The 26068-nt window shown below is 54.2% G+C and carries 24 protein-coding genes; 16 read left to right on the top strand and 8 right to left on the bottom strand.

Going from position 1 to position 26068, the window contains the following annotated elements; translation table 11 throughout:
• The first annotated feature begins 77 nt into the window (after nucleotides 1-77).
• Nucleotides 78-236: a hemin uptake protein HemP gene (hemP, locus tag M0D42_RS00245; RefSeq protein ID WP_265019623.1), complete on the top strand. Its 159-nt coding sequence runs from the start codon at nucleotides 78-80 to the stop codon at nucleotides 234-236.
• 73 nt (nucleotides 237-309) lie between these two features.
• Here the strand turns inward: hemP and M0D42_RS00240 are convergent, their stop codons facing one another.
• The 3 genes from M0D42_RS00240 to M0D42_RS00230 all read right to left on the bottom strand — a co-directional run bounded on the left by M0D42_RS00240 (nucleotide 310) and on the right by M0D42_RS00230 (nucleotide 3503).
• Nucleotides 310-1620 (bottom strand): ABC transporter permease, encoded by a 1311-nt coding sequence (locus M0D42_RS00240; RefSeq protein WP_265019622.1) that lies wholly within the window; start codon nucleotides 1618-1620, stop codon nucleotides 310-312.
• Nucleotides 1617-2393 carry an ATP-binding cassette domain-containing protein gene (locus M0D42_RS00235; protein ID WP_419195966.1) on the bottom strand — a complete coding sequence of 259 codons (777 nt, stop codon included), beginning with the start codon at nucleotides 2391-2393 and terminating at the stop codon, nucleotides 1617-1619. Before M0D42_RS00235 ends, M0D42_RS00240 begins: the two co-directional genes overlap by 4 nt.
• A 117-nt stretch (nucleotides 2394-2510) precedes the next feature.
• Entirely contained in the window at nucleotides 2511-3503 is a 993-nt protein-coding gene (locus tag M0D42_RS00230) for an ABC transporter substrate-binding protein (protein WP_265019620.1), read from the bottom strand.
• Between the two features lie 420 nt (nucleotides 3504-3923).
• Here M0D42_RS00230 and M0D42_RS00225 point away from each other — a divergent pair, with 420 nt between their 5' ends.
• From M0D42_RS00225 to M0D42_RS00185, 9 genes are all read left to right on the top strand, one after another.
• Nucleotides 3924-5324, top strand: a complete 1401-nt coding sequence (locus M0D42_RS00225) for an aspartate aminotransferase family protein (RefSeq protein WP_265019619.1) — start codon at nucleotides 3924-3926, stop codon at nucleotides 5322-5324.
• A gap of 62 nt (nucleotides 5325-5386) precedes the next feature.
• The gene (locus tag M0D42_RS00220) at nucleotides 5387-5956 is read left to right on the top strand and encodes a GNAT family N-acetyltransferase (protein WP_265019618.1); all 570 of its coding nucleotides are present in this window, start codon (nucleotides 5387-5389) and stop codon (nucleotides 5954-5956) included.
• A gap of 146 nt (nucleotides 5957-6102) precedes the next feature.
• Nucleotides 6103-7560: a PLP-dependent aminotransferase family protein gene (locus M0D42_RS00215; RefSeq protein WP_265019617.1), complete on the top strand. Its 1458-nt coding sequence runs from the start codon at nucleotides 6103-6105 to the stop codon at nucleotides 7558-7560.
• A gap of 281 nt (nucleotides 7561-7841) precedes the next feature.
• Nucleotides 7842-9611 carry a sulfoacetaldehyde acetyltransferase gene (gene xsc, locus M0D42_RS00210; RefSeq protein ID WP_265019616.1) on the top strand — a complete coding sequence of 590 codons (1770 nt, stop codon included), beginning with the start codon at nucleotides 7842-7844 and terminating at the stop codon, nucleotides 9609-9611.
• 24 nt (nucleotides 9612-9635) lie between these two features.
• A complete protein-coding gene (gene pta, locus M0D42_RS00205; RefSeq protein ID WP_265019615.1) occupies nucleotides 9636-10643 on the top strand; it encodes a phosphate acetyltransferase in 1008 nt (335 codons plus the stop codon).
• 202 nt (nucleotides 10644-10845) lie between these two features.
• A complete protein-coding gene (locus tag M0D42_RS00200; RefSeq protein WP_265019614.1) occupies nucleotides 10846-13662 on the top strand; it encodes a molybdopterin oxidoreductase family protein in 2817 nt (938 codons plus the stop codon).
• Between the two features lie 94 nt (nucleotides 13663-13756).
• Nucleotides 13757-14536, top strand: coding sequence for a 4Fe-4S dicluster domain-containing protein (locus tag M0D42_RS00195; RefSeq protein WP_265019613.1), 780 nt, complete (start codon nucleotides 13757-13759; stop codon nucleotides 14534-14536).
• Nucleotides 14536-15411 (top strand): dimethyl sulfoxide reductase anchor subunit family protein, encoded by an 876-nt coding sequence (locus M0D42_RS00190; protein WP_265019612.1) that lies wholly within the window; start codon nucleotides 14536-14538, stop codon nucleotides 15409-15411. The genes M0D42_RS00195 and M0D42_RS00190 overlap by 1 nt, the downstream gene beginning before the upstream one ends.
• Before the next feature lie 135 nt (nucleotides 15412-15546).
• On the top strand, nucleotides 15547-15852 hold the full coding sequence (locus M0D42_RS00185; RefSeq protein ID WP_265019611.1) for a hypothetical protein: 306 nt from the start codon (nucleotides 15547-15549) through the stop codon (nucleotides 15850-15852).
• Nucleotides 15853-15877: 25 nt separating this feature from the next.
• Here M0D42_RS00185 and M0D42_RS00180 read toward each other — a convergent pair whose 3' ends face one another.
• The gene (locus M0D42_RS00180) at nucleotides 15878-16522 is read right to left on the bottom strand and encodes a DUF1523 family protein (RefSeq protein ID WP_265019610.1); all 645 of its coding nucleotides are present in this window, start codon (nucleotides 16520-16522) and stop codon (nucleotides 15878-15880) included.
• A gap of 170 nt (nucleotides 16523-16692) precedes the next feature.
• Between M0D42_RS00180 and M0D42_RS00175 the strand changes: the two genes are divergently transcribed.
• From M0D42_RS00175 to M0D42_RS00160, 4 genes are all read left to right on the top strand, one after another.
• Complete coding sequence (locus tag M0D42_RS00175) at nucleotides 16693-17466, top strand: ion transporter (protein WP_265021067.1); 774 nt, start codon at nucleotides 16693-16695, stop codon at nucleotides 17464-17466.
• Nucleotides 17467-17494: 28 nt separating this feature from the next.
• Complete coding sequence (locus M0D42_RS00170; protein ID WP_265021066.1) at nucleotides 17495-18487, top strand: P1 family peptidase; 993 nt, start codon at nucleotides 17495-17497, stop codon at nucleotides 18485-18487.
• Nucleotides 18488-18580: 93 nt separating this feature from the next.
• A complete protein-coding gene (locus M0D42_RS00165; protein ID WP_265019609.1) occupies nucleotides 18581-20764 on the top strand; it encodes an esterase-like activity of phytase family protein in 2184 nt (727 codons plus the stop codon).
• Nucleotides 20765-20883: 119 nt separating this feature from the next.
• Nucleotides 20884-22125, top strand: a complete 1242-nt coding sequence (locus M0D42_RS00160; protein ID WP_265019608.1) for an Hsp70 family protein — start codon at nucleotides 20884-20886, stop codon at nucleotides 22123-22125.
• A 45-nt stretch (nucleotides 22126-22170) separates the two neighbouring features.
• Here the strand turns inward: M0D42_RS00160 and M0D42_RS00155 are convergent, their stop codons facing one another.
• From M0D42_RS00155 to M0D42_RS00145, 3 genes are all read right to left on the bottom strand, one after another.
• On the bottom strand, nucleotides 22171-22641 hold the full coding sequence (locus M0D42_RS00155) for an Hsp20 family protein (RefSeq protein ID WP_265019607.1): 471 nt from the start codon (nucleotides 22639-22641) through the stop codon (nucleotides 22171-22173).
• A gap of 135 nt (nucleotides 22642-22776) precedes the next feature.
• Nucleotides 22777-23592 (bottom strand): trypsin-like serine peptidase, encoded by an 816-nt coding sequence (locus tag M0D42_RS00150; RefSeq protein ID WP_265019606.1) that lies wholly within the window; start codon nucleotides 23590-23592, stop codon nucleotides 22777-22779.
• A 2-nt stretch (nucleotides 23593-23594) separates the two neighbouring features.
• Nucleotides 23595-24320, bottom strand: a complete 726-nt coding sequence (locus tag M0D42_RS00145; RefSeq protein ID WP_265019605.1) for a trypsin-like serine peptidase — start codon at nucleotides 24318-24320, stop codon at nucleotides 23595-23597.
• Nucleotides 24321-24496: 176 nt separating this feature from the next.
• Between M0D42_RS00145 and M0D42_RS00140 the strand changes: the two genes are divergently transcribed.
• A complete protein-coding gene (locus M0D42_RS00140; protein ID WP_265019604.1) occupies nucleotides 24497-25195 on the top strand; it encodes a DUF599 domain-containing protein in 699 nt (232 codons plus the stop codon).
• A 9-nt stretch (nucleotides 25196-25204) separates the two neighbouring features.
• A complete protein-coding gene (locus M0D42_RS00135) occupies nucleotides 25205-25573 on the top strand; it encodes a hypothetical protein (RefSeq protein WP_265019603.1) in 369 nt (122 codons plus the stop codon).
• Here M0D42_RS00135 and rlmH read toward each other — a convergent pair.
• Nucleotides 25561-26031, bottom strand: a complete 471-nt coding sequence (rlmH, locus tag M0D42_RS00130) for a 23S rRNA (pseudouridine(1915)-N(3))-methyltransferase RlmH (RefSeq protein ID WP_265021065.1) — start codon at nucleotides 26029-26031, stop codon at nucleotides 25561-25563. The two genes, M0D42_RS00135 and rlmH, sit on opposite strands and share 13 nt — an antisense overlap.
• Between the last annotated feature and the right edge of the window lie 37 nt (nucleotides 26032-26068).

The following is a 26068-nucleotide window of genomic DNA, read 5'->3' as shown; positions in this document are numbered from 1 at the left end:
CCGACTAATAAAATCAGGTATTGACTCACCTGACTAATTTAGTCAGAAATAAATCAAGTCAGCGAGAGGATTCAAAAATGAACATTCAGACGCCAATTTCCCAACTATTTAACGACACCCCTGTTTTGGACGCTCAGCAAATCACTGGCGAAAACGGTCTGGCACGCATCGTCCTGAACGATCAGATGTACACACTGCGCATTACACGCGCTGGAAAACTTATTCTTACCAAATAATTACTCCCACAAATGCATTAACGAAAAGGGCGGCCCATTGGACCGCCCTTCGCAATTCTTATGACCCTTTGGATCAGACTTTACCTTTCCAAGGGATGAGCCAGTTTTCCAGAGCTCGCATGCCAACTTCGATCGCAAAGCCGATCACACCGATCACGATGATACCGACGATGATGATATCGGTCAGCTGGAACTTGGACGCGGTGACGATCATCTTGCCGAGGCCCACGTTTGCCGCAACCAGTTCAGCCGCAACAACAGTACCCCAACAAACACCCATGGCCACACGCGCACCGGTGAAGATGTCAGGTAGCGAGTTTGGAACGATGACCTTAGACAGGATCTGCCATTTGGATGCGCCCAGCGAGTAGGCCGCATGCACTTTGGAGATCGCAACGCCGGACACACCCGATCGTGCTGCAATAATCATAATCCACAAGGCAGCGAGGAAGAGCAGAACGATCTTGCCTGTCTCACCAATACCAAACCAGATGATGATCAGAGGGATCAGCGCCAGAGGTGGAATTGGACGCATGAATTCGACAATTGGGTCGAACCAACCGCGTGCCCATCCGGTCAAGCCCATGGCATAGCCAATCGGAACCCCGATCAACGCACCAAGAAGGAAGCCCAGCAGAACACGCTGAAGCGAGTAACGAGTGTGCTCTAGCAGCGTATAACCTTGATAGCCTTCTTTATTCAGCCAGATGAAACGCTGGAACACGACTTCCGGGGCTGGCAGGTATAGACGCGCCATACGGAACCCAGTTGCAGGTGCAAAGGTCGGAGAACCTTTGTCTGTCAGACCAAGCGTACCTTCATCCACGGTGATTTTCTCACCCGGTTGGATAGGCTCGCCGTTGATTGCAACGATAGTTGATCCGTCTTTCTTGGAGACTTCGTCATTTGACCAGACGTTCACAACCTTAAAGCCATAACGCGCGACGGTTAGCGTATCATTCTTCGCAAAACCATCACCTAGCTCAACTTCAGCCGGAGCTGGCTCGCGACCAGGATTTCCGTCTGCATCAACGGTTTGCTGAATGTCTTCGCGATAGACCCGCACTGTCACGGTGGCATCATCCTTGGTGCCATCTTCCAGCTGCGCTGTGTAGGTAAACGTCATATCGCCAGAGAATGGGCCTGGGAATTTTGGCAAAGGAATTGCAGAGTTGGTGAAAGCAACCCAAAGCCAGAAGACAGTGATTACCGATACAACCGACGCAACGCGGTTGGCTGTGATCGCGCTTTCGTCGCCGAAAGTCACGGTTTTCAGCTTGTTGAAGCCTTTCTTTTCAAAGGCGCTTTTGTAGACCCGCTTTGCGATAACAAAGGACCCAAAGAAGGCAGCAACATATAGGAGAAGTACGAGTAAACCGGTCATGCGTTTTCCTCCGTCCGGCCCATGATTTCTTCTTCCATGTTCCAGATCATTTCTAGGATTTCTTCACGCGTTCCGGCGTAATCCTTGTGTTTCTTCACTTCGCGCAAATCATTACCAACACCAAGATCCGCAAACGGCAGGCGGTACTCTTTATGTACACGGCCTGGACGCGGAGCCATAACCAACAGGCGTTCACCAAGCAGCAGAGCTTCTTCAACAGAGTGGGTGATCAGAATGATCGTCTTACCGGTGTCTTTCCACAGATCCAGAACAAGGCTCTGCATCTTTTCGCGGGTCAACGCATCAAGTGCACCCAAAGGTTCGTCCATCAGGATGACGTCTGGGTCATTCGCCAAGCAACGCGCCAGCGCAACACGCTGCTGCATACCACCTGACAACTCGTAAATCGCTTTTTCTTTGAAGTCCTGCAGGCCAACGACCTCTAGCAGGTGTTCAACCTTTTCTTTGCTTTCAGCGCGGCTCACACCCTTCATGTCAGGGCCAAAAGAGACGTTATCGCGCACGTTCATCCATTCAAACAGCGCACCCTGCTGAAAGACCATACCGCGTTCTGGGCTTGGGCCGGTCACCACTTGGTCGTTTAGCTTAATCTGGCCTTCCGTTGGGGCCAGAAAACCCGCAACGATGTTGAGCAACGTTGTTTTACCACAACCTGATGGGCCAAGTACGCTCATGAGTTCGCCGGATTTGATATCCAGCGTGACATTCTGCAACGCTTGAACATGACCGCCGTTGGGCAGGTCAAATCGCATTGAGATGTTATCGATTAGTAATTCAGACACCCGAATTCCCTTCGTAAAAAGGTGAGTCGCCCGGCAGACCGGGCGACGTAGATGCGGGGCGCAGCGTTGCGCCCCATTAAAGGGTGATTATTGAGCCGCAGACAGCGGATCAGCGTTCACGTTGTCAGTATAGGAAGCTTTCGCCGCATCGATGGAACCGGATGCCACAAATACGTCTGCAACACCTTTCATGAAGGATGCCGCGTTGCCACCCAGCCAAGACTGGCTCAGCTGTGCTTCAACTGTTGGGAACTCAAAAGTTGCCAATGTAGATGCAGCATCATCTTCGCTCATACCTGCGTCTTTCGCGATGACTGGCAGCATTTTCGCGCGGTTGGCTTCGTCAGCCCACATTGCGTTTGCAGCTGCAGTCACGGCTAGGAATGCCGCAGCCTGGTCGCTGTTTTCAGCAACATAGGAAGTCGGCGCAGTCGTTGCGTCAAATACCAGGATGCCGAGTGCTGTCTTTTCTGCACCTGTCAGCAGGACGTTACCGGAGTCAAACATACGACGCAGAGCCCCGCCCCAGCCGCAAGCCATGTCGACAGAGCCTTGGCTCAGCGCAGCTTCGCCTTCTGCAGGCGCCATGTCTACGATTTCAAGGCTGTCCAGAGACACGCCGAAGTGCTCCATCTGCTTCAGGAAGCCATAGTGCGCAGCTGTACCCAAAGGAACCGCGACTTTTTTGCCCGCCAGTTCGCCGGCGCTGTCTTTGTCGATTTCAAGGTCCGCGCGTACGACACAGTTGTCGTTGTCCGCATAGGACACAGCAACATCAAGAACTTGCAGGTCTTGGCCAGCGGAGGTTGCCACAACGAACGGTGGGATACCTTGGCTGACAGACAGTTGAACGTCACCCGCTGCCATAGCAGCACTCATCGCCGTACCAGTGTCAAAGGACACCCAGTTGACTTTCACGCCAAGCGCTTCGTCATACATGCCAGTTTCCTTGGCGTATTGGAAAGGCATTGGCCATTCCAGGAAGTACGCCACGGTGATTTCCTCTGCCATCGCGGCCTGAGCACCTGTGAGCATCGCAACAGAGGTCGCTAAAGCAGCGAATTTGGTTTTGAAAGTCATCTTTATATTTCTCCCGTGTGATTGGATCGCCATGTAAACCAGCGACCTTGGAATCTAGGTGACCTTATGAGTGGCCTTATCTCTAGAATTGCGGACTTTTGTCCCCAATGAGTCTGATCGGAACGGAAAAACGCTCTACGATCAACTTTTTTTTCGACCAAAACGCGATAAATGAGAATTTCTGAGTTTTCGAATAAATTTACGGACACGAATAAAACACTTTTATTTTCATTGAGTTACTTCACGATTCAGAAAATCTACGGTGCCTTGATCGATTTTTTTGGACATAAACACAGAGTCATCTGGCCCTATTGTGGGCGCCTAGATTCCAAGCAGAATACTGAAATCAACTGATCGGAGTCTCTGGTCTCAATTTCACGTTTGGCGTCACGATGACGCCTATTTCTAAGGGTGTTCAAAATGGACGGCGCTTTTAAAGACAATGACCTCAGCAAGGTTGTCGCTGCTGATAAGGCAAATGTTTGGCACCACCTGAGCCAACATAAACCATATGAAACCGGTGATCCTCGTATCATCGTTGAAGGCAAAGGTATGCGCGTATGGGACCAGAATGGCAAAGAGTATATTGATGCCGTGTCTGGCGGTGTCTGGACTGTTAACGTAGGCTACGGCCGCGAAGAAATCGCGAATGCCGTCCGCGACCAGCTGATGCAAATCTGCTATTTCGCTCAAACCGCTGGTTCTATCCCTGGTGCTTTGTTCGCTGAAAAGCTGATCGACAAGATGCCAGGCATGTCCCGCGCCTACTACACCAACTCTGGTTCCGAAGCGAACGAGAAGGTGTTCAAAATGGTGCGCCAGCTCGCACACAAGAAGTACGGCGGCAAGAAGACTAAGATCCTGTATCGCGACCGCGACTATCACGGCTCCACACTGGCAACGATGTCTGCTGGTGGCCACGAGCAGCGCAACGCACAATACGGTCCATTCGCCCCTGACTTCGTGAAAGTTCCACACTGCATGGAGTACCGTAAGCACGAGCTCGGTCTGGAGCATCTGTCTGGCGAGGAATTCGGCATTGCTGCAGCAAACCTGATTGAAGATGTCATCCTGCGTGAAGGTCCAGAAACTGTAGGCCTGCTTTGCCTAGAGCCAATCACTGCCGGTGGCGGCGTTATTGAGGCGCCTGAAGGCTACTGGCCACGCGTTCAAGAAATCTGCAAAAAGTACGATGTATTGCTGCACATCGACGAAGTTGTTTGTGGTGTCGGTCGTACTGGCACTGAGTGGTTCGGCTATCAGCACTTTGGCATCAAACCTGACTTCGTAACAATGGCGAAGGGCGTTGCATCTGGCTACGCGGCGATTGCTGTTATGGTTACCACTGAAGAAGTCTTCGACATGTTCAAAGACGATGCCTCTGATCCGCTGAACTACTTCCGCGATATCTCTACATTCGGTGGCTGCACGGCGGGCCCTGCGGCGGCGCTTGAAAACATGCGTATCATCGAAGATGAAAGCTTGTTGGAAAACACCACCAAGATGGGTGAGCGTCTGAACGCAAACCTCAAAGCACTGATGGAAAAGCATTCCATCATTGGTGACGTTCGCGGTCGTGGCTTGTTCCAGGGCGCAGAACTGGTTGAAGATCGTGAAACCAAAGAACCAGTGCATGAGTCCAAAGTTGGTGCAGTCATCGCAGAATGTGCGAACGAAGGCGTTCTGATCGGTGCGACCAACCGTTCTTTGCCTGGCCGCAATAACACACTTTGCTTCAGCCCAGCCCTGATCTCCACCGAAGCCGAGATCGACGCCATCACAGATGCCGTTGATAAAGCACTGACCAAAGTCTTTGGCTAAGACATCGTTCAATCCGGCCCGCGGTTCTGCTGCGGGCCGTTTTTATTTGCGAGTTATTCAATATGTGGCCAAGTCCGCGTAAACTGTGCGGGTCTCGATTGACCCTTTTGCCGTTGTCCCATGGACACGCGGCGCAACTCGCGCAAGCAACCTGCAGTGGATCCCACATCCCAGAAGGTTGCCGCCTCCCCGTTCGGCACGCCATGCAGGATGAAATATCCTATTGGCTGGAGCGGCAGGCTGATGGTCAATCTCTCACCTATTCCATTCAATCTCAGGATGCTCGATTGTTGGGCTGGGTTGGCTTCTCCCAAATTGACCGTGCCCATAAGAAACTTGTCATGGACAACCTCTGGATGAACACGGATGAGTCGGGAGTGTTCATCGAGATGATGGTCATGCTGATGACATATGGTTTCGAAGTGGCAGGTGCAAACACCGTGCAACTTCCCTGCCTCGCCAGCAAAGCAGCGCACCGTCGACGTATTGAAGCGCTTGGCGCCTCTCTCGACGGCACCCTACGTGGCGAGAAACTCGGCAAAGATAGCCAGCCGCAAGATGTCGCTATCTATTCGTTCATCAAGTCGGAATGGCCCAAGAAATCAGAGTTGTTAGTGTCGCTTCTACAATGACACTCGATACAATTTCTCGGTTTTTCGAGACAAGGACGGGCCGAATTCTCATACGGATTGCAAATCCGTGAATTTGCTCTGAATATGAAATCGCGCTTTGATAGCGCCAGAATTCCACCACGACCAGTCCAGCGAGCACGCAAGGCATGTCCATTTCCGTAGATACGTTCTTTTTGAACCCGCAGTTCCAGGGAACGCTGCAATCGCAAATCCAACAGATGATTGCGGAAGGGATCTTGTCGGGCCGATTCCGGCAGGGAGAAAAACTACCCTCGACTCGGAAGCTGGCAATGCATCTTGGCGTCAGCCGCATCACAGTGACTCTGGCCTACACAGAGCTATTGGCAAATGATTACCTCAGTTCACGCGGTCGTTCTGGCTATTACGTGTCCGAAAACGCACCCGAGCCCCCTCCCTTTGAAGCCGTGCGTCAAAGCGGCGACACAGTAGATTGGAGTCGCGCGATTGGACGAAAGTTTTCGGGAGGAGATACTCCAAGAAAACCCCTGGACTGGGCGCAATATCGCTACCCCTTTGTGTACGGACAGACAGACATCAGTCTCTTTGATCATGCCAATTGGCGCCTCTGCGCGATTCAGGCTCTTGGTCAAAAGGACTTTGCTGCACTCACAACCGATTATTGCGATCTAGAAGATGAGCGCCTCGTCGAGTTTATCGTGCGTCACACGCTTCCTCGGCGCGGGATTGTCGCGAGGCCAGAAGAGGTTTTGATCACGGTTGGCGCGCAAAATGCATTGTGGTTGACTGCGCAAGTTCTCCTAACCCAGCGCAGAACAGCGGCTATCGAAGACCCTTGCTACCATGCTCTGCGCGATATTCTGATGCAGTCACGCTGCCACTTGGTGCCTTTGCCCGTTGATCGAGATGGGCTTCCACCGCATGCCATTCCAGCTGAAACTGACGTGATTTTCACGACACCAAGCCATCAATGCCCGACGACCGCCACTATGCCCATGGCCCGGCGCGAAGCACTTTTGGCCCGAGCAAAAGAACTGGATGCTCTGATCGTTGAGGATGACTACGAATTTGAAATGTCATTCCTCAATGCCCCGTCACCTGCTTTGAAGTCTTTGGACAAGGACGGGCGCGTTATTTATGTCGGCAGTTTCTCAAAATCGATCTTTCCCGGTTTGCGGCTAGGCTATCTCGTTGGGGCAGAGAGCTTCATCCGCGAAGCGCGCGCGCTAAGGGCATCGGTTTTGCGCCACCCTCCCGGACACACGATGAGAACAGCGGCTTATTTCCTGTCGCTTGGTCACTACGACGCCTCGATTCGCCGTCAGAGAATCGCCCTTAAAGAACGCCGCGAAGCGATGCAGGAAGCAATTCAGGAAACGGGCCTTTCAATTGCAGGCCAAGGCGCGCATGGCGGAAGCTCATTTTGGATGCGTGCGCCAACAGGCACAGATACGGAAACCTTAGCTGAAGAGCTCAAATCGAAAGGGGTCTATATAGAGCCCGGACGCCCGTTTTTCTTTGGGCAAAATCGACCGCGCGAATACTACCGATTGGCCTATTCATCCATTCCAAGTGAACGAATTCCGAAAGGAATCCAGATAATTGCGGACACGCTGCGGCAATAGCGCCAACATATTGTTACAATTAGCAGCGCGGTTCTCGCAATTTTCATAGCCTGCCAATCAAATTAGCTTACGCAGTATTGTTGACTTTTGAGACTAAAAGTGTCATTTATTCTCAAAAATAACAAAAAGCATGCCTGTGCGGGGAATCGGAGGAATACCTGTATGCATTTCAACTGGACTTATTCCGGACGATATTTGGGGCTACTGGCCCTATCCCGCAAATTCTAATCTAACCCAGCCCGAGCTCTGCTCGCTCTTTTCTCGTTCTCAGGAGACGACCCATGAAAATGACAACCGAAGAAGCCTTTGTAAAAGTGCTTCAGATGCACGGTATCGACAATGCTTTCGGCATTATCGGTTCTGCTATGATGCCAATTTCCGACCTGTTCCCAGCGGCTGGTATCAAATTCTTTGACTGCGCACACGAGTGTAACGCAGGTATGATGGCGGACGGTTACACCCGTGCGACTGGCAAGATGTCCATGATGGTCGCGCAAAACGGCCCAGGCATCACCTCTTTGGTGACACCAATCAAAACAGCTTACTGGAATCACACACCACTTCTGGTTGTAACGCCACAGGCTGCGAACAAAACTCTGGGCCAAGGTGGCTTCCAGGAAGTTGAGCAAATGGCTCTTCTGGAAGACATGGTTGCTTACCAGGAAGAAGTTCGTGACCCATCCCGTATGGCAGAAACACTGAACCGCGTGATCCTGCAAGCGAAGCGCGCTTCTGCTCCTGCACAGATCAACATCCCACGTGACTTCTGGACACAGGTTATCGACATCGAGCTGCCAGCTGTTGTTGAGTTCGAACGTCCACAGGGTGGTGAAGAAGCGGTTAAACAAGCTGCAGAACTGCTGTCCTCTGCGAAATTCCCAGTGATCCTGAACGGCGCAGGCGTTGTTCTGGCGGACGCGATTGGAGACTCCGCAGAGCTGGCAGAGCGTCTGACCGCGCCAGTATGTGTTGGCTACCAGCACAATGACGCTTTCCCAGGTTCTCACCCACTGTTCGCTGGTCCTCTGGGCTATAACGGCTCCAAAGCAGGTATGGAACTGATCGCGAAAGCGGACGTTGTTCTGGCTCTGGGTACCCGTCTGAACCCATTCTCCACACTGCCAGGCTACGGCATCGACTACTGGCCACGCGACGCGAAGATCATCCAGGTTGACATCAACCCTGATCGTATCGGTCTGACCAAGCCAGTTTCCGTTGGTATCGTGGGTGACGCGAAGAAAGTGGCTCAGGGCATCCTGGCGCAGCTCTCTGACACTGCAGGTGACGAAGGTCGCGACGCACGTAAGAACTCTATCGCCGATGCCAAATCTTCCTGGGCACAGCAACTGACTTCCATGGACCACGAAGACGACGATCCGGGCACAACTTGGAACGAGCGTGCACGCGGTCGTGAGCCAGAAAAGATGTCTCCACGTATGGCATGGCGCGCAATCCAAGCTGCTCTGCCTAAAGAAGCGATCATCTCTTCTGACATCGGCAACAACTGTGCGATCGGTAACGCTTACCCATCCTTCGAAGATGGCCGTAAGTACCTGGCACCTGGCCTCTTCGGCCCATGTGGCTACGGCTTCCCGGCGATCTGTGGTGCAAAAGTTGGCTGCCCAGACACACCAGTGGTTGGCTTCGCAGGCGACGGCGCATTCGGTATCTCCATGAACGAGATGGTGTCTGTGAACCGTGACGACTGGCCACCAATCACCATGGTGATCTTCCGCAACTTCCAGTGGGGTGCCGAGAAGCGTAACACCACACTGTGGTTCGACGACAACTTCGTGGGCACCGAGCTGTCTCAAGAAGTGTCCTACGCAGGCATCGCGAAGGCATGTGGCGTACACGGTGTTGCGGTTACCACCATGGAACAGCTGACAGACGAGCTGAACAAAGCGGTTAAGCGTCAGATGGAAGATAAAGAAACAACCTTTATCGAAATCCTGCTGAACCAAGAGCTTGGTGAGCCATTCCGCCGCGACGCGATGAAGAAGCCAGTGTCTGTGGCTGGCATCAATCGCGACGACATGCGCGCACAATAATCGGATCAAGAGAGGACGGATCCAATGACTTTACTCCCTCAGGAGCTGCTGAAAGCAAAGGCTCCGTCCACTCGCCCGGTTATTTCCCTATGTGAAGGCAGTGACCCCCGCATCGTCGCGGGGGCGCTCGCCGCCCATCAGGCCGAACTGGCCAATGTTATTCTCGTTGGAGATGCCGACGCTGTCCGCGCTGAACTTGCAAATCAAGGCGCGTCTGAAAGCGAAGGCGTTGAAGTCCACGACCCGCTGACATCTGAACTGACTGCATCTTTTGCTGCAGAGTACTACAACCTGCGCAAACACAAAGGCGTGGATGAGGCCAAGGCATTGGCCACTGTACAGAGCCCTGCAGTCTATGCAGCGATGCTCGTGCGCTTGGGTCACGCAACTGGCACGCTTGGTGGTGCTGTTTTGACAACTGGTGAAATTGTTCGCAGTGCGATCCAAGTGATTGGCGTCGACAAAGATGCTGCCATGGTTTCCAGCTTTTTCTTAATGTACCCGCCCGAAAACGCCACCGAAGGTGGACGGGCGATGCTTTACTCCGATTGCGGCCTTGTGATCGACCCATCCTCGCAGGAATTGTGCGAAATCGCCAAGGCCTCCGCTAAATCCTGCAAAGCGCTTTTGGAAACCGATCCTAAGATTGCCTTCCTGAGCTTCTCAACCATGGGCAGCGCGCGTCATGCAGCGGTATCCAAGGTTTCTGACGGCCTTGCGCTATTCAAGGACGCCGCGCCAGAGCTGGAGGCAGATGGCGAACTGCAGTTTGACTCAGCTTTCGTGCCATCAGTTGGTGAACGCAAAGCTCCTGAGTCCTCTGTCGCTGGCAAAGCCAACGTCATGATTTTTCCAAACCTCGATGCGGGCAACATTGGCTACAAAATCACCCAACGTTTGGGTGGGTATATGGCAATCGGTCCGGTCATGCAGGGGTTGGCGAAACCAGCCAATGATTTGTCGCGAGGCTGCTCCGCAGAAGATGTGACCCAAATGATCGCAGTGACCGCGCTGCAGGCTTTAAACGACTAAACGTAGATTTCACTTGCGATAAGGAGAATTTACCTCCTTCTTGGCAGGAAACAGGAACCAAATTCTTCATGAGAGAATCATTCGCAAAAATTGATCTGCATTCCATGAATATGGGTGGTCGGTTTAGCGCGACGTGCTTCGCTTCAAATGCCGCTGGTTCTCAGCGCAAATCCCCCGAGTCCCCGCTTCAAAAGGACGCCAGATGACATTCCAGCAGCCCAAGATTGATACATCGCCGAAGGTATCAGACGAGATTCGTAAAACGACGTGCTATATGTGCGCGTGCCGTTGCGGCATCAACGTGCACATGAAAGACGGCAAAGTAGCCTATATCGAAGGCAATCGAGATCACCCTGTGAACCAGGGTGTTCTTTGCGCAAAAGGCTCTGCAGGTATCATGCAAGTTAACGCGCCATCGCGTCTGAAGGCGCCGATGAAACGCGTAGGCCCACGTGGCTCCGGGGAATTTGAAGAAATCAGCTGGGACGAGGCTCTGGACATTGCGGTTGCGCGTCTGAAGCCGCTTCGTGAAAACTCGCCTGAGAAATTGGCCTTTTTCACAGGCCGCGATCAATCCCAATCTTTCACCGGTTTCTGGGCGCAGAACTTCGGCACACCGAACTTCGCAGCACATGGCGGCTTCTGCTCGGTGAACATGGCAGCAGGTGGCATCTACACCATGGGCGGTGCTTTCTGGGAATTCGGCCAGCCTGACTGGGATCGCACCAAACTCTTTATGATTTTCGGTGTTGCCGAAGACCACGACTCGAACCCAATCAAAATGGGTATCGGCAAAATCAAAGGCCGTGGCGGCAAAGTCATCGGCGTGAACCCAGTGCGTTCTGGTTATAACGCTGTTGCGGACGAATGGGTTGGCATCACACCGGGCACCGACGGTCTCTTCATTCTTTCGCTCGTGCACGAGTTGATGAAAGCAGGCAAAATTGATCTGGAGTACCTCGCGCAGTTCACCAACGCGCCGGGTCTGATTGATCCAGAAACTGGCCTTCTGCTGCGCAACGGCGATGACAAAGTCATGGTCATCGACAGCGTGACAGGCGATCTGACCCCGTTCGACCAAAAAGGTGTGCGTCCAAACCTCGGCGCGACTTACGAAGCTGACGGCAAGACCTATACCACCGTTATGGCAAAAATGGCCGAGAAGTATCTCGACCCACAATACGCGCCTGAGAACGTGGCTGACAAAACCGGTGTTTCCGCGAAGAAGATCAAAACCATCGCTGCAGAACTGGCGCGCGTGGCCTTTGAAGAAAGCTTCACACTGGATCATGTGTGGACCGATTTCCGTGGCGACAAACACGATCATATGGTGGGGCGCCCTGTCGCGATGCATGCGATGCGCGGCATCTCTGCCCACTCAAACGGTTTCCAGACCTGCCGCGCGCTTCACGTGCTGCAGATCGTTCTGGGCACCGTCGAAGTCCCGGGTGGCTTTCGCTTTAAGCCGCCGTATCCAAAGCCAATCGAACAGCACCCAAAGCCACACGGCAAAGTCTCCAAAAGCGCGCCACTGGACGGTCCGCACCTGGGCTTCACCCGTGGCCCAGAGGATCTGATGCTGCACGAAGACGGCTCTCCGATCCGCATCGACAAGGCATTCACTTGGGAAAACCCAATGTCGAGCCACGGCCTGATGCACATGGTGATTTCCAACGCACACGCGGGTGATCCCTACAAGATCGATACGCTTTTCATGTATATGGCGAACATGTCCTGGAACTCTTCGATGAACACCCGCGGTGTCATCGAGATGCTGACCGACAAGGATGAGAACGGCGACTATGTGATCCCGTATCTGATCTACTCGGATGCCTATAGCTCTGAGATGGTCGCCTACGCAGACCTGATCCTGCCTGACACAACTTATTTGGAGCGTCACGACTGTATCTCACTGCTAGATCGCCCGATCTGTGAAGCAGATGCAGCGGCAGACGCGATCCGCTGGCCTGTGATTGAGCCAGATCGCGATGTGCGTGGCTTCCAATCCACGCTGATCCATCTGGCAAACCGACTGGGCATGCAGGGCTTTGTGAACGAAGACGGTTCAGCCAAGTGGGAAGACTACGCGGATTACATCGTGAACCACGAGCGCAAGCCGGGCATTGGCCCGTTGGCAGGCTTCCGTGGCGAGAATGGTGACAAAGTAGGTCGTGGTGAGGTCAACCCTGATCAGCTGAATCGTTACATCGAAAACGGTGGCTTCTACGTGGCCCACATCCCTGAGGGTGCGGATTACTACAAGCCTTGGAATAGCGCCTACCAAGATTGGGCCGTTGGCATGGGCATCTATGATGCACCATCACCATACCTGTTCCAGCTCTACTCTGAGCCAATGCGCAAATTTCAACGCGCAGCTGAAGGCCATGGCGACCGCCAGCCACCAGAGAACCTGCGTGAGCGCGTAAAAACCGTAATGGATCCGCTGCCGTTTTGGTATGAGCCGTTTGAAGACACAGCGGTTGATCTGGATGAATACCCAATCCACGCCCTGACCCAGCGCCCAATGGCAATGTATCACTCTTGGGGTACGCAAAACGCCTGGCTGCGTCAGCTGCATGGCACCAACCCGCTCTATCTGCCCACCAAGATTTGGGAAAAATACGGCTTCAAAGAAGGCGATTGGGCCAAAGTCACCTCGACCCACGGCACCATCACCGTACCCGTTGCTCTGCAAGAAGCGCTGAACGACAACACCGTTTGGACCTGGAACGCGATTGGCAAACGCAAAGGGGCCTGGGCGCTTGATAAAGATGCACCAGAAGCCAAACAGGGTTTCCTGCTGAACCACCTGATCCACGAACTGCTGCCTGCCAAAGGCGACGGCATGCGGGTGGCCAACTCTGACCCGATCACCGGTCAGGCGGCATGGTTTGATCTGCGCGTAAAAATCGAAAAGGCTGACGCCCCAGCGGGTGAGCAGTCCCAGCCAGCCTTCCCTGAGATCAAGTCTCCGGTCGGCCAAGGTCCGGATAACCTGGAATGGAAGGTCGGCAAATAATGACCAACACTTCCCTTCTTCTTTGCCCAAATACTCTGGGGTCTGGGGTAAATCCCCAGTCCAGCCACCTCCTCACATATGGAGTTAGCCAACAATGACTGACCTCCCAACCAGCACCGAGAAGAAACTCGGCCTTGTCATCGACCTAGACACCTGCGTGGGCTGCCACGCCTGTGTGATCTCCTGTAAAGGCTGGAACACTGAAAACTATGGTGCACCACTGTCCGATCAACGCCCTTACGGCGAAGAGCCGATGGGGACGTTCCTGAACCGCGTGCACAGCTATGAAGTGAAGGCCGAAGGCCAGGCAGCACAAACCGTTCACTTCCCAAAATCCTGCCTGCACTGCGAAAACGCACCTTGCGTGACCGTTTGCCCAACTGGCGCGAGCTATAAGCGTAAGGAAGACGGCATTGTTCTTGTGAACGAGCAAAGCTGCATTGGCTGCGGTCTTTGCGCATGGGCCTGCCCTTACGGCGCGCGGGAACTGGACCAAGCTGAAGGCGTCATGAAAAAATGTACGCTTTGCGTGGACCGTATCTACAACGAGAACCTGCCAGAAGTGGACCGCGTTCCCGCCTGTGTGCGCACCTGTCCTGCGGGCGCTCGTCACTTCGGTGACTTCGCAGACCCAGAAAGCAACGTGTCCAAACTGACCGCAGAGCGCGGTGGCATGGACCTGATGCCAGAACTCGACACAGCGCCAGTGAACAAATACCTGCCACCGCGTCTGAAAGACAGCTGGGACGACGAAAGCGTGCTTGCGCCCTTCCTGGAACCTGTGGCCGAAGAGACCCAAGGCTTCATGGGCTGGCTCGATAAACAACTCTCTCGCCTACCGGGCGACGCCAAACAGACAGAAGGAGCAGAATAATGCATCCAGCGGCATCTGTTATTGTCTTTACCACGCTTTCCGGTGCCGGGTTTGGCATGTTGGCGTGGCTCGGCATCGATAGCACCCCATCCACAGGTTGGGGCGCATTTGGTTATTACTTCATTGCCTTTGCATTGGCAGTAGGTGGCCTGATCTCTTCAACATTCCACCTCGGCCATCCTGAGCGGGCGATGAAAGCCTTTACCCAGTGGCGGACCAGCTGGCTGTCTCGTGAGGGTGTCTGCGCAGTATTGGCGCTGTCCGTGATGGGCCTCTACGCAGCGGGCTTGATCTTCCTTGGTGAAGCCTATTCCATCCTTGGTTGGATCGGCGCGATCCTCAGCCTTGGCACGGTCTACACCACATCCATGATCTACGGCCAACTGGCGACGATCCCACGTTGGAACACGCCGCTGACCTCTCTGCTCTACCTGACATTCGCCATCGCAGGCGGTGCATTGCTGACTGGTAAAGTCACCATCGCGCTTGTTCTGCTGGTTGCCGCAGCCTTCGTGCAGGTGATCTGGTGGAAAAAAGGTGACACTGCTTTTGCCGACCGCGGCTCAAACCTGGGCACAGCGACAGGTCTGGGTGACCGTGGTGAAGTGCGCTCCTTGGCGCACCCACACACATCACCGAACTACCTGATGCGCGAGTTCATCCACATCGTGGGTCGGAAACACGCACAGAAATTGCGTGTGATCTCGCTGATCTTGATGGCAGGGGTTCCTGTGGTTCTTCTGGCACTCTTCCCGGTCAGCCACTTTATCGCACTGCTGGCCGTTCTAAGCCACATCGCAGGCGTCGCGGCCTCGCGCTGGCTCTTCTTTGCTGAAGCAGAACACACCGTCGGCATCTACTACGGCATGCGTTAAGCACCACCTAATAGAGACAAAGAGAGCGGGTCCTTCGGGCCCGCTTTTTCTATGTCTATGCAACTTTGGGTGCTTTCACACTTTTGAAATCGCGCCATGGTATAGTAGCCTTCGGAACTTAGAATGGAGGCCGACATGAAGCTCGCGGCAACCGTCACCCTACTCGCTGTAACCGTTACAATGGCTGCCTGTCGTTCCAACGATGAGACGTGCTCGACACCAGAGATCAAGGCGTCCTCGCGCGTTTCACAAGCCGAATGCTCATGCAAACTGAAGGCTGCAAGCAAATATCTGTCAAAAGGCGACCAGTCTTATTTGATCGAGTATTGGTCAGGCAAGCGCAATGACCAACCTCACGTATATCTGGGTCGATCATACCCTTCGGGCCAGAACAAACCGCTGATCAAATACAACGCCTACGTAGCAGAGGAGTGCCGTTAGGCTAGCATCGTCATATAAATTCGATTTAGTTTTTCGATCCTCGACGGAACAATCCGCTCAGACGCCCACGCTGTTTTGAAATGCTGTCTCCTGCATCGGCAAAACTATCGCCGACATCTTCCAGCACCGGATCAATCCGCGCCTCTCGGAAGCGCACCCAACGCACGCGAATGCCCCAGAAAACACCAAACAAGACGGTCAGGATGAAAATGTTCCACCATGGAATGAAGGAAGCATCCGGGCCATCCACCGGTTTGATCGACACCGCATTTGGGAAGATCGACAGGAACTCGTTGCGCCAGCCATAGTGACGGATCGCAACCCATTCAGGTGCATCCTTGATCGAAACGGCGTCATTAGCCTCGGTGTAAAGGTTCGCCGTGTCAAACTTGAAATAGGGCGGCCAGCTCCAACCGGTATCTTCGTTGCGATAGACAATCGCATCCCCATTGGGGCGCACCGCTTGGATAAATTGAACGTCACGGTTTGTCAGATTGGTCGACTGCGCATCTGGCGAAGACCAAAACACGCGCGTCCAATCGTTCAGCTCCTGACGCTCTTCGTAGGTATTCACAATCCGCACAACATCGTGCTGCGCAAGCGTGTAGTGAAAAAACGCAAAGGTCAGTAATACAACCAACCCGCGGAACAACCATTTGAAGTACGCCATCTTGGCCCCCTTAAATACTAGACTCTGACATAGGCGATCACAGGCGCCTTCTCAACTCCTCGGCTGTGTTTCGGACAGGGGAAATTTGACCCACTTGTCTCATCCGCTTCGGCGCGCCATATGAGGCCGCAAGCAGGAACCTTGAGGAGATCGTCATGTCTGAGGCCAGCATGTCAGAGCGCAATCGCATCAACGCCTTTGTTGATAACAGCAGATTTCAGAATTTCATTTTTGGCATCATTGTTTTCAACGCCGTTATTCTGGGCCTTGAAACCTCGCAATTTGTGATGGCACGCGTCGGAGGCCTGATCCATCTCTTAGACAATATCTGTCTCGCGATCTTTGTGTTTGAAATCGCCCTCAAACTCTTTGCGCGCCGACTGGCTTTCTTCCGCAATGGGTGGGCCGTCTTTGATCTGGTGATCGTCGGCGTCGCCTTGGTTCCAGGCTCCTCCGGGTTCAGTGTTCTGCGCGCCCTGCGTATTCTTCGCGTCCTGCGCGTGATCTCTGTGGCACCACGTCTGCGTCGCGTGGTCGAAGGGTTTATCACCGCCCTGCCCGGCATGGCCTCCGTATTCCTGCTGATGACTTTGATCTTCTACATCGGCTCTGTCATGGCGACAAAGCTCTTCGCCTCAGAGTTTCCCCACTGGTTTGGCAATCTCGGCCTGTCCGCCTATAGCCTCTTCCAAATTATGACGCTGGAAAGCTGGTCCATGGGCATCGTGCGCCCGGTGATGGAGGTCTACCCACTGGCCTGGGCTTTCTTTGTGCCATTCATCATGGTCACCACCTTCGCCGTGGTGAACCTGCTCGTGGGTCTGATCGTGAACTCAATGCAGGATGCGCATCACGAAGAAGACGTCGCCAAAACAGATACCTACCGTGACGAGGTGCTGACACGTTTGGAAGCCATAGAAGCAAAGCTCGACGCCAAATCCTAAGCGCCCTACAGTCCTCATTATGATGCAGATGAAAACCGGCCCGAAAAACCTGATCACAGACATTGCTGGCCTGAAGGTTGGCAATGCCACAGATGAAAGGCTGAAATCCGGGACCACGATCCTGACGGCCGACGCACCTTTCACCGCCGCGGTGCACGTCATGGGCGGGGCGCCGGGGACACGCGAGACCGATCTGCTGGCGCCGGATAAAACCGTACAACAGGTGGATGCGCTTGTGCTGTCTGGCGGGTCTGCCTTTGGTCTGGATGCGGCCTCTGGAGTTGCTGATTTGCTAAGGTCCCAAGGTCGTGGCTTTCAGGTTGCCGATCAAACGGTTCCGATTGTGCCTTCCGCGATCCTGTTTGACCTGATCAACGGCGGTGACAAAGGCTGGGATGCTAATCCCTATCGAGACTTGGGCAAACAGGCTCTCCTGAATGCCTCAGGGGATTTCGATCTCGGAACCATTGGCGCGGGGACCGGCGCCACGACTGCTTCTTTCAAAGGTGGTCTTGGGTCTGCATCTATCATCACGCCGAGCGGGCATACCGTTGCTGCCCTTGTGGCTGTGAACGCGCTCGGAGACGCTGTCGTTCCAGACGGTTCTCACTTCTGGGCAGGCCCTTGGGAGCTGAACGCAGAATTCGGTGGTCACGGCCCTGCTCCTACTGCCCCTAAAAACTGGCCCAAGACCAAACTCAGTGCGCAGAATACTACAATTGCAATTGTCGCGACTGATGCGGACCTGACCCAAGCTCAATGCACCCGAATGGCAACCGCTTCTCATGACGGGATGGCCCGCGCACTCGTGCCGAGCCACACGCCTATGGACGGAGATCTGGTCTTTGGCGTGTCCACCAACGCCAAGCCGCTGACTGATCCATTGCAAGACCCGATCCTTCTAGGCCATGCAGCTGCAACATGCCTCGCCCGGGCCATCGGGCGGGGCGTCTATGAAGCGACATCAAAACCCGGCGATCTGGTTCCGACCTACGGTGATATCCACAAGAAATCACCATAACACGGCAACCGTTACAAAACCGAAACGCAACCGTCACATCCACGTCACCTGCAGAGGCCAATCCCCCAGCACCTATTCAATAAGGAGCTTAGGATGTCTGCGCGTCTTCTTTGCCTGACGTCGGCTTTTGCCCTGACCGCTGGTCTGGCCCACGCCGAAATGAACTTCAACCGTATCGCGTCTTTCGCAACTCCGCTGAACATGGCGGCTGGCGAAGACACGTCTCGTGAAACCTCCCCAGAAATCATCGCAGCGACTGCCGATGGCATGACTCTGGTCTACACCGACAGCCCACTGGGCGCGCTTGGCCGTGTGGACATCACCGACCCTGCGAACCCAAAGCCTCTGGGCAACATCGCGCTGGACGGCGAGCCAACCTCAGTCGCGATCATCGGTGCCACTGCCTACGCAGGCGTGAACACATCTGAATCCTACACAGCCCCTTCCGGCCACTTGGCAGCCATCGACGTTGCATCCGGCGCGACCGTGGCCTCCTGTGATCTGGGCGGTCAACCTGACTCCATCGCAGCGTCCAAAGACGGCAAATTCATTGCTGTTGCGATCGAAAACGAGCGCGATGAAGACCTGAACGACGGCATCATCCCACAGCTGCCAGCCGGTAACCTCGTGCTGGTGAACACCACCGAAGCTGGGCTGGATTGTTCTTCCCTGAAAATGGTTGATCTGACAGGTCTGGCGGAGATCGCGGGTTCCGACCCAGAGCCAGAATATGTGTCTATCAACAACCTCGGCGAAACCGTCATCACTCTGCAAGAAAACAACCACCTGGTTGTTGTCTCAGCAGCAGGCGAAGTTGTGAATCACTTCTCTGCGGGCGCTGTAGATCTGCATAACATCGACGCGACCGACGAGCGCGGCGCGCTGATCTTTACCGAGTCTCAAGAAGGCCGCCTGCGCGAGCCTGACGCGGTGACTTGGATCGACGACAACCATTTTGCAACAGCCAACGAAGGGGATTACAACGGCGGCTCCCGCGGTTGGACGATCTTTAACAAAAACGGCTCTGTTGTGTACGAGAGCGGTGTCGAATTCGAACATGCCATCGTTCAAATCGGCCACTACCCAGACAAACGTTCGGATTCCAAAGGTGTTGAGCCTGAGTCCGTGACCTTCGACGTTTTCAACGGCACACCTTACGTGTTTGTTGGCGCCGAACGTGCCTCCGTTGTTGGTGTTTACGACGTCACAAACCCTGCTGCGCCTGTTCTGAAACAGTTGCTGCCATCTGGTGTTGGCCCAGAAGGCTACGTGACCATCCCAGAGCGTAAATTGCTGGTATCCGCGAACGAAAAAGACTTGATCGAAGACAAAGGCGCACGTGCACATGTCATGCTGTATGAACTGCAAGATGCGCCTGCGACCTACCCGCACCTGACATCTGCAGGCGCGGATGAGCTGATCGGCTGGGGCGCTATCTCTGGCATGGTGGCAGACAAAGACGGGATCGTGTGGGCTGTGAACGACAGCTTCTACGGCTTCCAACCATCTATCTTCAAGATCGACACCAAGACCACTCCCGCGACCATCACCGATGTGATCCGTATCGAGCGCACCTCAGGCCCAGCGCAAAAGCTTGATCTGGAGGGCATCACACTGGACGGCAAAGGTGGCTTCTACGTGGCTTCTGAAGGCCGCACAGAACGCCTGATCCCGCACGCGATCTACCACGTGTCCTCCGAGGGTAAAATCAAGAACCTGAAGGGCGAAATCGGCATCCCAGCAGAGCTGGCCGCGGTTGAAAAACGCTTTGGCTTTGAAGGCATCACCAAGATCGGCGACACCCTGTGGATGGCTGTTCAGCGTGAGTGGAAAGACGACCCGAAGAACCACGTGAAACTAGTGGCATACAACCTGAAATCCAAAGAGTGGGGCGCGGTGCACTATCCAAAAGCCGAACCTGCAAAGGGCTGGGTTGGTCTCTCTGAAATCGTGGCACACGGTGATTACGTCTACGTTGTAGAACGTGACAACCAGCATGACACCCGCGCCGTCACTAAGAAAATCTACCGCATCCCGGCGGCTGAGATGGTGCCAGCGGCACTGGGTGGCGAGCTCCCAGTGGTCTCCAAAGAGTTGGTCCGCGACCTGCTGCCGGACCTGACCTCCACTGGTGGTTACGTTCTGGACAAGGTTGAAGGCCTCGCGATCTTCGAAGACGGCACAGCCTTTGTGTCCACCGACAACGACGGCGTGGACGATCACTCCGGCGAGACAATGTTCTTCTCAATCGGCAAAATCTCCGACCAGAACTCCTAAGAGTTCATCGCTGACGATCACAACGCGCGGGGCGAAAGCTCCGCGCGTTTTTTGTTCCAGCTTGACCTGTCTCGGCCAAACGCATAGCAAGCGCGTCTTTCTTTGTTTCGGAGCGTATCATGTCGAAAGCATCTCAGACCCTTGGCATTGACTTTGGCACCTCCAACTCTGCGGCAGCCTTCGTGCAGGATGGAGAAGTGCGTTTCGTGGAGATGGCTCCGGGGTCGAACACTCTGCCGACAAGTTTCTTCTTTGATTTCGAAAGTCGCGAGACGTTGATCGGACACCCCGCGGACCGGGCGCTTCTCAATGGCGATGAAGGCCGCTATATGCGCGCGCTCAAACGCGTGCTGGGGACAGGCCTTATGCATGAAAAGCGGCAGCTTTTGAACAAGCGCCTGACCTTCGTCGATATTATTGGAGATTTTCTCAAGCGCCTGAAAACACAGGCCGAGGCTGCAACTGGGCAAGCATTTGATCGCGTGGTCTCAGGTCGACCTGTGGTGTTTCACGGCTTGGGTGATCCGCGTGAGCAACAGGCCGAAGATGACCTTCGTCTTTGCTATGAGGCCGCTGGTTTCAAGGATGTCCGCTTCATGGCTGAACCACAGGCAGCGGCTCTTGCAAGCGGAGCCAAACCAGGGCTGGGTCTGATCGTTGATATTGGCGGCGGTACATCTGACTTCACAGTTTTCCATCAAGGTGCAAATGGTGAACATACTGTGCTTGCCAACCATGGTGTTCGTATCGGAGGCACCGACTTTGACCAGCTGCTCAGCATTGCAAATGTGATGCCTCTGCTTGGCAAAGGTACAGAACTTCGGCGTGAGTTCGGTCCGGGCACAACACCGGTCCCAATCAATATATTCCACGATTTGGCAACATGGGAGAAGATACCCTTTCTTTATACCGCACAGACCCGTCGCAAGGTCTCTGATATGGCGCAATTGGCTGTAGACGGTCAAAAAATCAACCGACTTGAAACGGTGCTTGAAGATGAGTTGGGGCACGACCTCGCCTTCGCCGTCGAAGCTGGAAAGGTATCTGCAAATTCAGGCAGCAGTGGCGGCGTTATTGACCTATTCGTCATAGAAAAGGGGCTACAAGCGTGCCTCACGCGCGCGGCAATGGACGACGTTCTGATCAACCAATCGGATAAACTGAAAACCGGCGCGATGGAGACTTTGGCTCTCGCACAAAAGTCACCGGACCAAATCGATCAGGTGATCTATGTGGGAGGGTCAAGCCTGATGGGCTTTGTCTCTGACGCCATGAAGACGACTCTTCCAAATGCAGAACATGTCTTCACCGAGGTCTTCACAGCTGTGGTCAAAGGGCTTGCTTTGGCCACGCAAAGATAAGGGCCCTCGCACTAGCGAAGGCCCATTTTTGATGTACTTTAAGGCTTAATTCACAGCCTTAGCGTCAACGACATCAGCCTCAATCGGCTTGCCGCCACGTGCAATTTCGATGCGCCGTGGCTTCAATGCCTCTGGCACTTCGCGCACCAGATCAATGTGCAGCATGCCGTCTTCGTGGCTTGCACCATTCACGCGAACGTGGTCTGCCAGCTGGAAGCGGCGTTCAAAGGCACGGGTTGCGATGCCGCGATGCAGATAGGATTTCTCATCTTTCGCATCAGACTTACGCGCGGTCACAACCAACGCGTTTTCTTTGACTTCGATGCCAAGGTCATCTGCAGAAAAACCAGCCACAGCGATCGAGATGCGATAGGCATCTTCGGCGGTTTTTTCGATGTTGTAGGGTGGGTAGCTGGATGTTGGGACATTATCGGACAGTACACGATCCATCATGTCTGCGATCTGATCAAAACCAACGGATGCACGGTAAAGCGGTGCAAAATCATATGTGCGCATGGGTTATCCTCCATCTAGAGCAACAACTATGTTTGCCTTCCCACATGGGACAGGCGTTTCATTTCTCAGACCCGAAAGCGGCGCCTGATGACATTGAGATGGTAACCCATTTGGGGGTTTCAAGTGGCGTTTGACTTAATTCGCGCGCACAAATTTCGCACCGCTACCGGACTTGCCGCCGCCGATCTTTATCCGACGTGCTCCGGTGGACACTTTGGCTGTCGGTGCATCCCCATTGCGCAGTTTAGCGCGAAGGTCAGAGACGACGTTGGGCAAATCCATTCCCACACCGATCGTTGTTCCATCCTTCAGCCGTGCAGTTCCTGAGACCAGAGAAAAAATACGAACGCGCGACCCTGTTTTTACAAACACAGGAGCGCCAGATGATCCAAAGGTGATATCGCAATCGAAAAACTTCAGATCGCGACCTTCCCGCGTCAGCTCGCAACGTCGCTGCCAACTCATTGCTTCAGCTCGACCACGACCATAGGACATGACTTGAACGGAGCCATCCCCACCGCCTTCCGCGATCCGAAACGGATCGGCTTCTGATCCGAAAATCGGCTGTTCCAGCCGCAAAATAGCCACATCCCGTTTTACATTTTCAATGTCCATGGTGCTACCGCCCGGAACAAAGCCATCCGCAACCACAAGTTTTGTGCCGCGCCGCTCTGAAAGAGCAGAGCCTTTTAGATAGCCACTGCGAAACACAATCTGGTCTGCAGGCAATGGCTGCGCAGTCTTTTGATCAAAAAGACAATGTGCTGCCGTGAGAACTTGATCAGAAGCGATTAACACACCTGTGCAAAATCCCTGTCCTGCCAAATCTATCCGCCCAACCGCTTCCCAGCCCAGCATGTCTCCGCGTGTATCCATGACTTCAAGCTTTGAGCCAGCTCCGGCAGGAAGAACGGAGCAGAGGAAAAAGAGGTATGTCAGGAAACGCCGCATCTTTACTGTGACCGATAGAATGCTGGGGTAACTTCAGATGCCAGTCCCCGCTGCATGGCGCCGATCGCCTCGGCCACGGGCACCACAAGCGATACCGGTGTGCCGTCCGCTTTCGCCATAGCGGAGACAATCGAAACGATGGCAGGTCGTCCATTGCGGATTTGAAATACTGGCGCCCCACTCGTCCCGGAGCTTGCTTGGCAAGTTGTCAGGATAATACCCTGTGCGTGTGGTGATAAGCTGCAGCCATTCTGTAGCTTAGCAGAGCCAGAGCGGCCTTTCCCATAGGACAATACACTTGCAGGCACGCCACTCAAATTTGGATAAGCCACCTGAATGGTTCTTGTGGTAAGTGTCAAAAGCGGTTGACTCAACTTCACGAGCGCGAGGTCAAAGGGCAAATTGCTCAGTTCACCCTTTTTGGATGACTGATACTGAGGATGGATGAACACGGCAGCAACACTGCTACTTGCCGAATTAGTGCCTTCAGTAAGACCCGCGTGATAGTTTAGCTCATCTAAATGAAACCTGCGCCCCGTGCTCTTATCAAAAAGGCAGTGCGCAGCAGTCAGGACCACATCTTCAGACACCAAAGCGCCAGTGCAAAATCCGGTTTCGCCCATATCCAAACGCCCGACTGCATCTCGCAATCCGGCATGAGAAGCGATGTCTTGAGCTGCCCCAATATTTGCAACAAGGCATAGGGCAGCAACTAGAGTGCGCAGCATGGTCTCTCCTAACAAAGTCCGCCAGATATTGCGGGAGCGGCAAGGAAAGAGTTCGACGGGACTAAGGCCTTTTGCGGTTCAACTCATCGTCAGATGCCCAGATTTCGCCTGATTGCGATACCTGTGAGGCGCGATTTCCGAATGACAAACCCCAACGCCCATGCCTAAGGTGCCGCATGCAATGGATCGATCGCCTTTCACTTTTTTCGACACCTGACTTCGTTGGCCTAGCGTTGCTATTTGCAAGTTGGCTGGTAATTGGTTGGTTTATCGAAAACCCTCCGGCAAAGCGCCCAAGCGTGTCATATCTCATGACGTTTTATCGCAGAGAATGGATGCGACAGTTCATCTTCCGTGACCCGCGGATCTTTGATGCGCAAATTCTCGGGAACCTCCGCCAAGGGACGGCCTTTTTCGCCTCAGCAACTATGATCGCCATCGGTGGCGGGTTGGCGTTGATTGGCAACGCGGAGCAACTTACCGGAGTTGCGTCCGAGCTGACATTGATGAGCGCGCCTACAATCGTTTGGGAGATCAAGCTGATCCTGATGGTGTTTTTTGTGGCAAACGCGTTCTTGAAATTCGTCTGGTCTCACCGCCTGTTTGGCTACGCCGCGGTGATCATGTCTGCAGTCCCTGTCGACCCAAATGACCCTCATTGCATTCCGCGAGCCGAGAAAGCCGCAGAGATCGGTATCTCCGCTGCACGAAGCTATAACAGGGGGCTTCGGTCCATTTACTTCGGCCTCGCCGCCTGTGCATGGCTGGGCGGAGGATTTGTGCTGATGCTCGCCTGCATTTTAACGAATTTCATTGTTTGGCGCCGCGAATTTGCGAGCCACTCCCGCCTCTCTTTGCTGCGCGAACCCCGATAGGAGACTGATATGAAAAGGATTCTGATTGTTCTCTTAGCAGTAGCTGGTCCCGCCTTCGCTGACCCCGCGACGATCGAAGCTGTGGAGGCGCGCCAAAACGGCGATAGCTGGCGCTTTGACGTGACACTTAGCCACCCTGACACTGGATGGGATCACTACGCGGACGGTTGGCGCGTTTTGGACTTGAGCGGAGAGGTGTTGGGAACACGTATTTTGCATCATCCACATGTGAACGAGCAGCCCTTCACAAGATCGCTCGGTGGCGTCGTCATTCCGTCGGGTACCCAGCAGGTGCAAATCCAAGCCCGGGATAACCTTGAAGGATGGGCGGGAGAACTTGTCACCCTCGATCTCGCAGACCCAAGTTACGCCCGGTGATAGGGTGACCCAGACAAGATAGAGGCCGCTCGATAGAGCTGTTCAGCTAGCATCACCCGCACAAGCATATGCGGCCAGACCATATGCCCAAAACTGATCGAAAAATCCGCCTGCGCGCGCAGACTTGGATCAATGCCATCAGCGCCACCAATGATAAAGGCCAAATCCGACACGCCACTGTCCCTGCGACGCGCGAGGTTTTGGGAAAACTCAGGGGAGCTCATCACCTTTCCGCGTTCATCCATAGTGCAGATCACCGCGCCTTTGGGAAGCGCGCCTTCCAGCAACTTTGCCTCTGCCGTCATACCGCCGCCTTTGCGGTCCTCGACTTCATGCACCTTTACAGGCCCAAGGCCCAGCCCCCGGCCGGTTTTGACAAAACGGGAAAGGTAGTCGTCAAGTAAATCGCGTTCTGGGCCTGACCTCAGTCGGCCCACCGCGCAAATGTGCACGCGCATTGCCATGCTCTATCCTCCGAGCGCCCCAGCTGGCGCC

This window comes from Cognatishimia activa, from assembly GCF_026016445.1.
GTDB classification, from domain to species: domain Bacteria; phylum Pseudomonadota; class Alphaproteobacteria; order Rhodobacterales; family Rhodobacteraceae; genus Cognatishimia; species Cognatishimia activa_B.
Note: the sequence above shows the minus strand (reverse complement) of the source record. Positions and strands in the feature narration are given on the sequence as shown.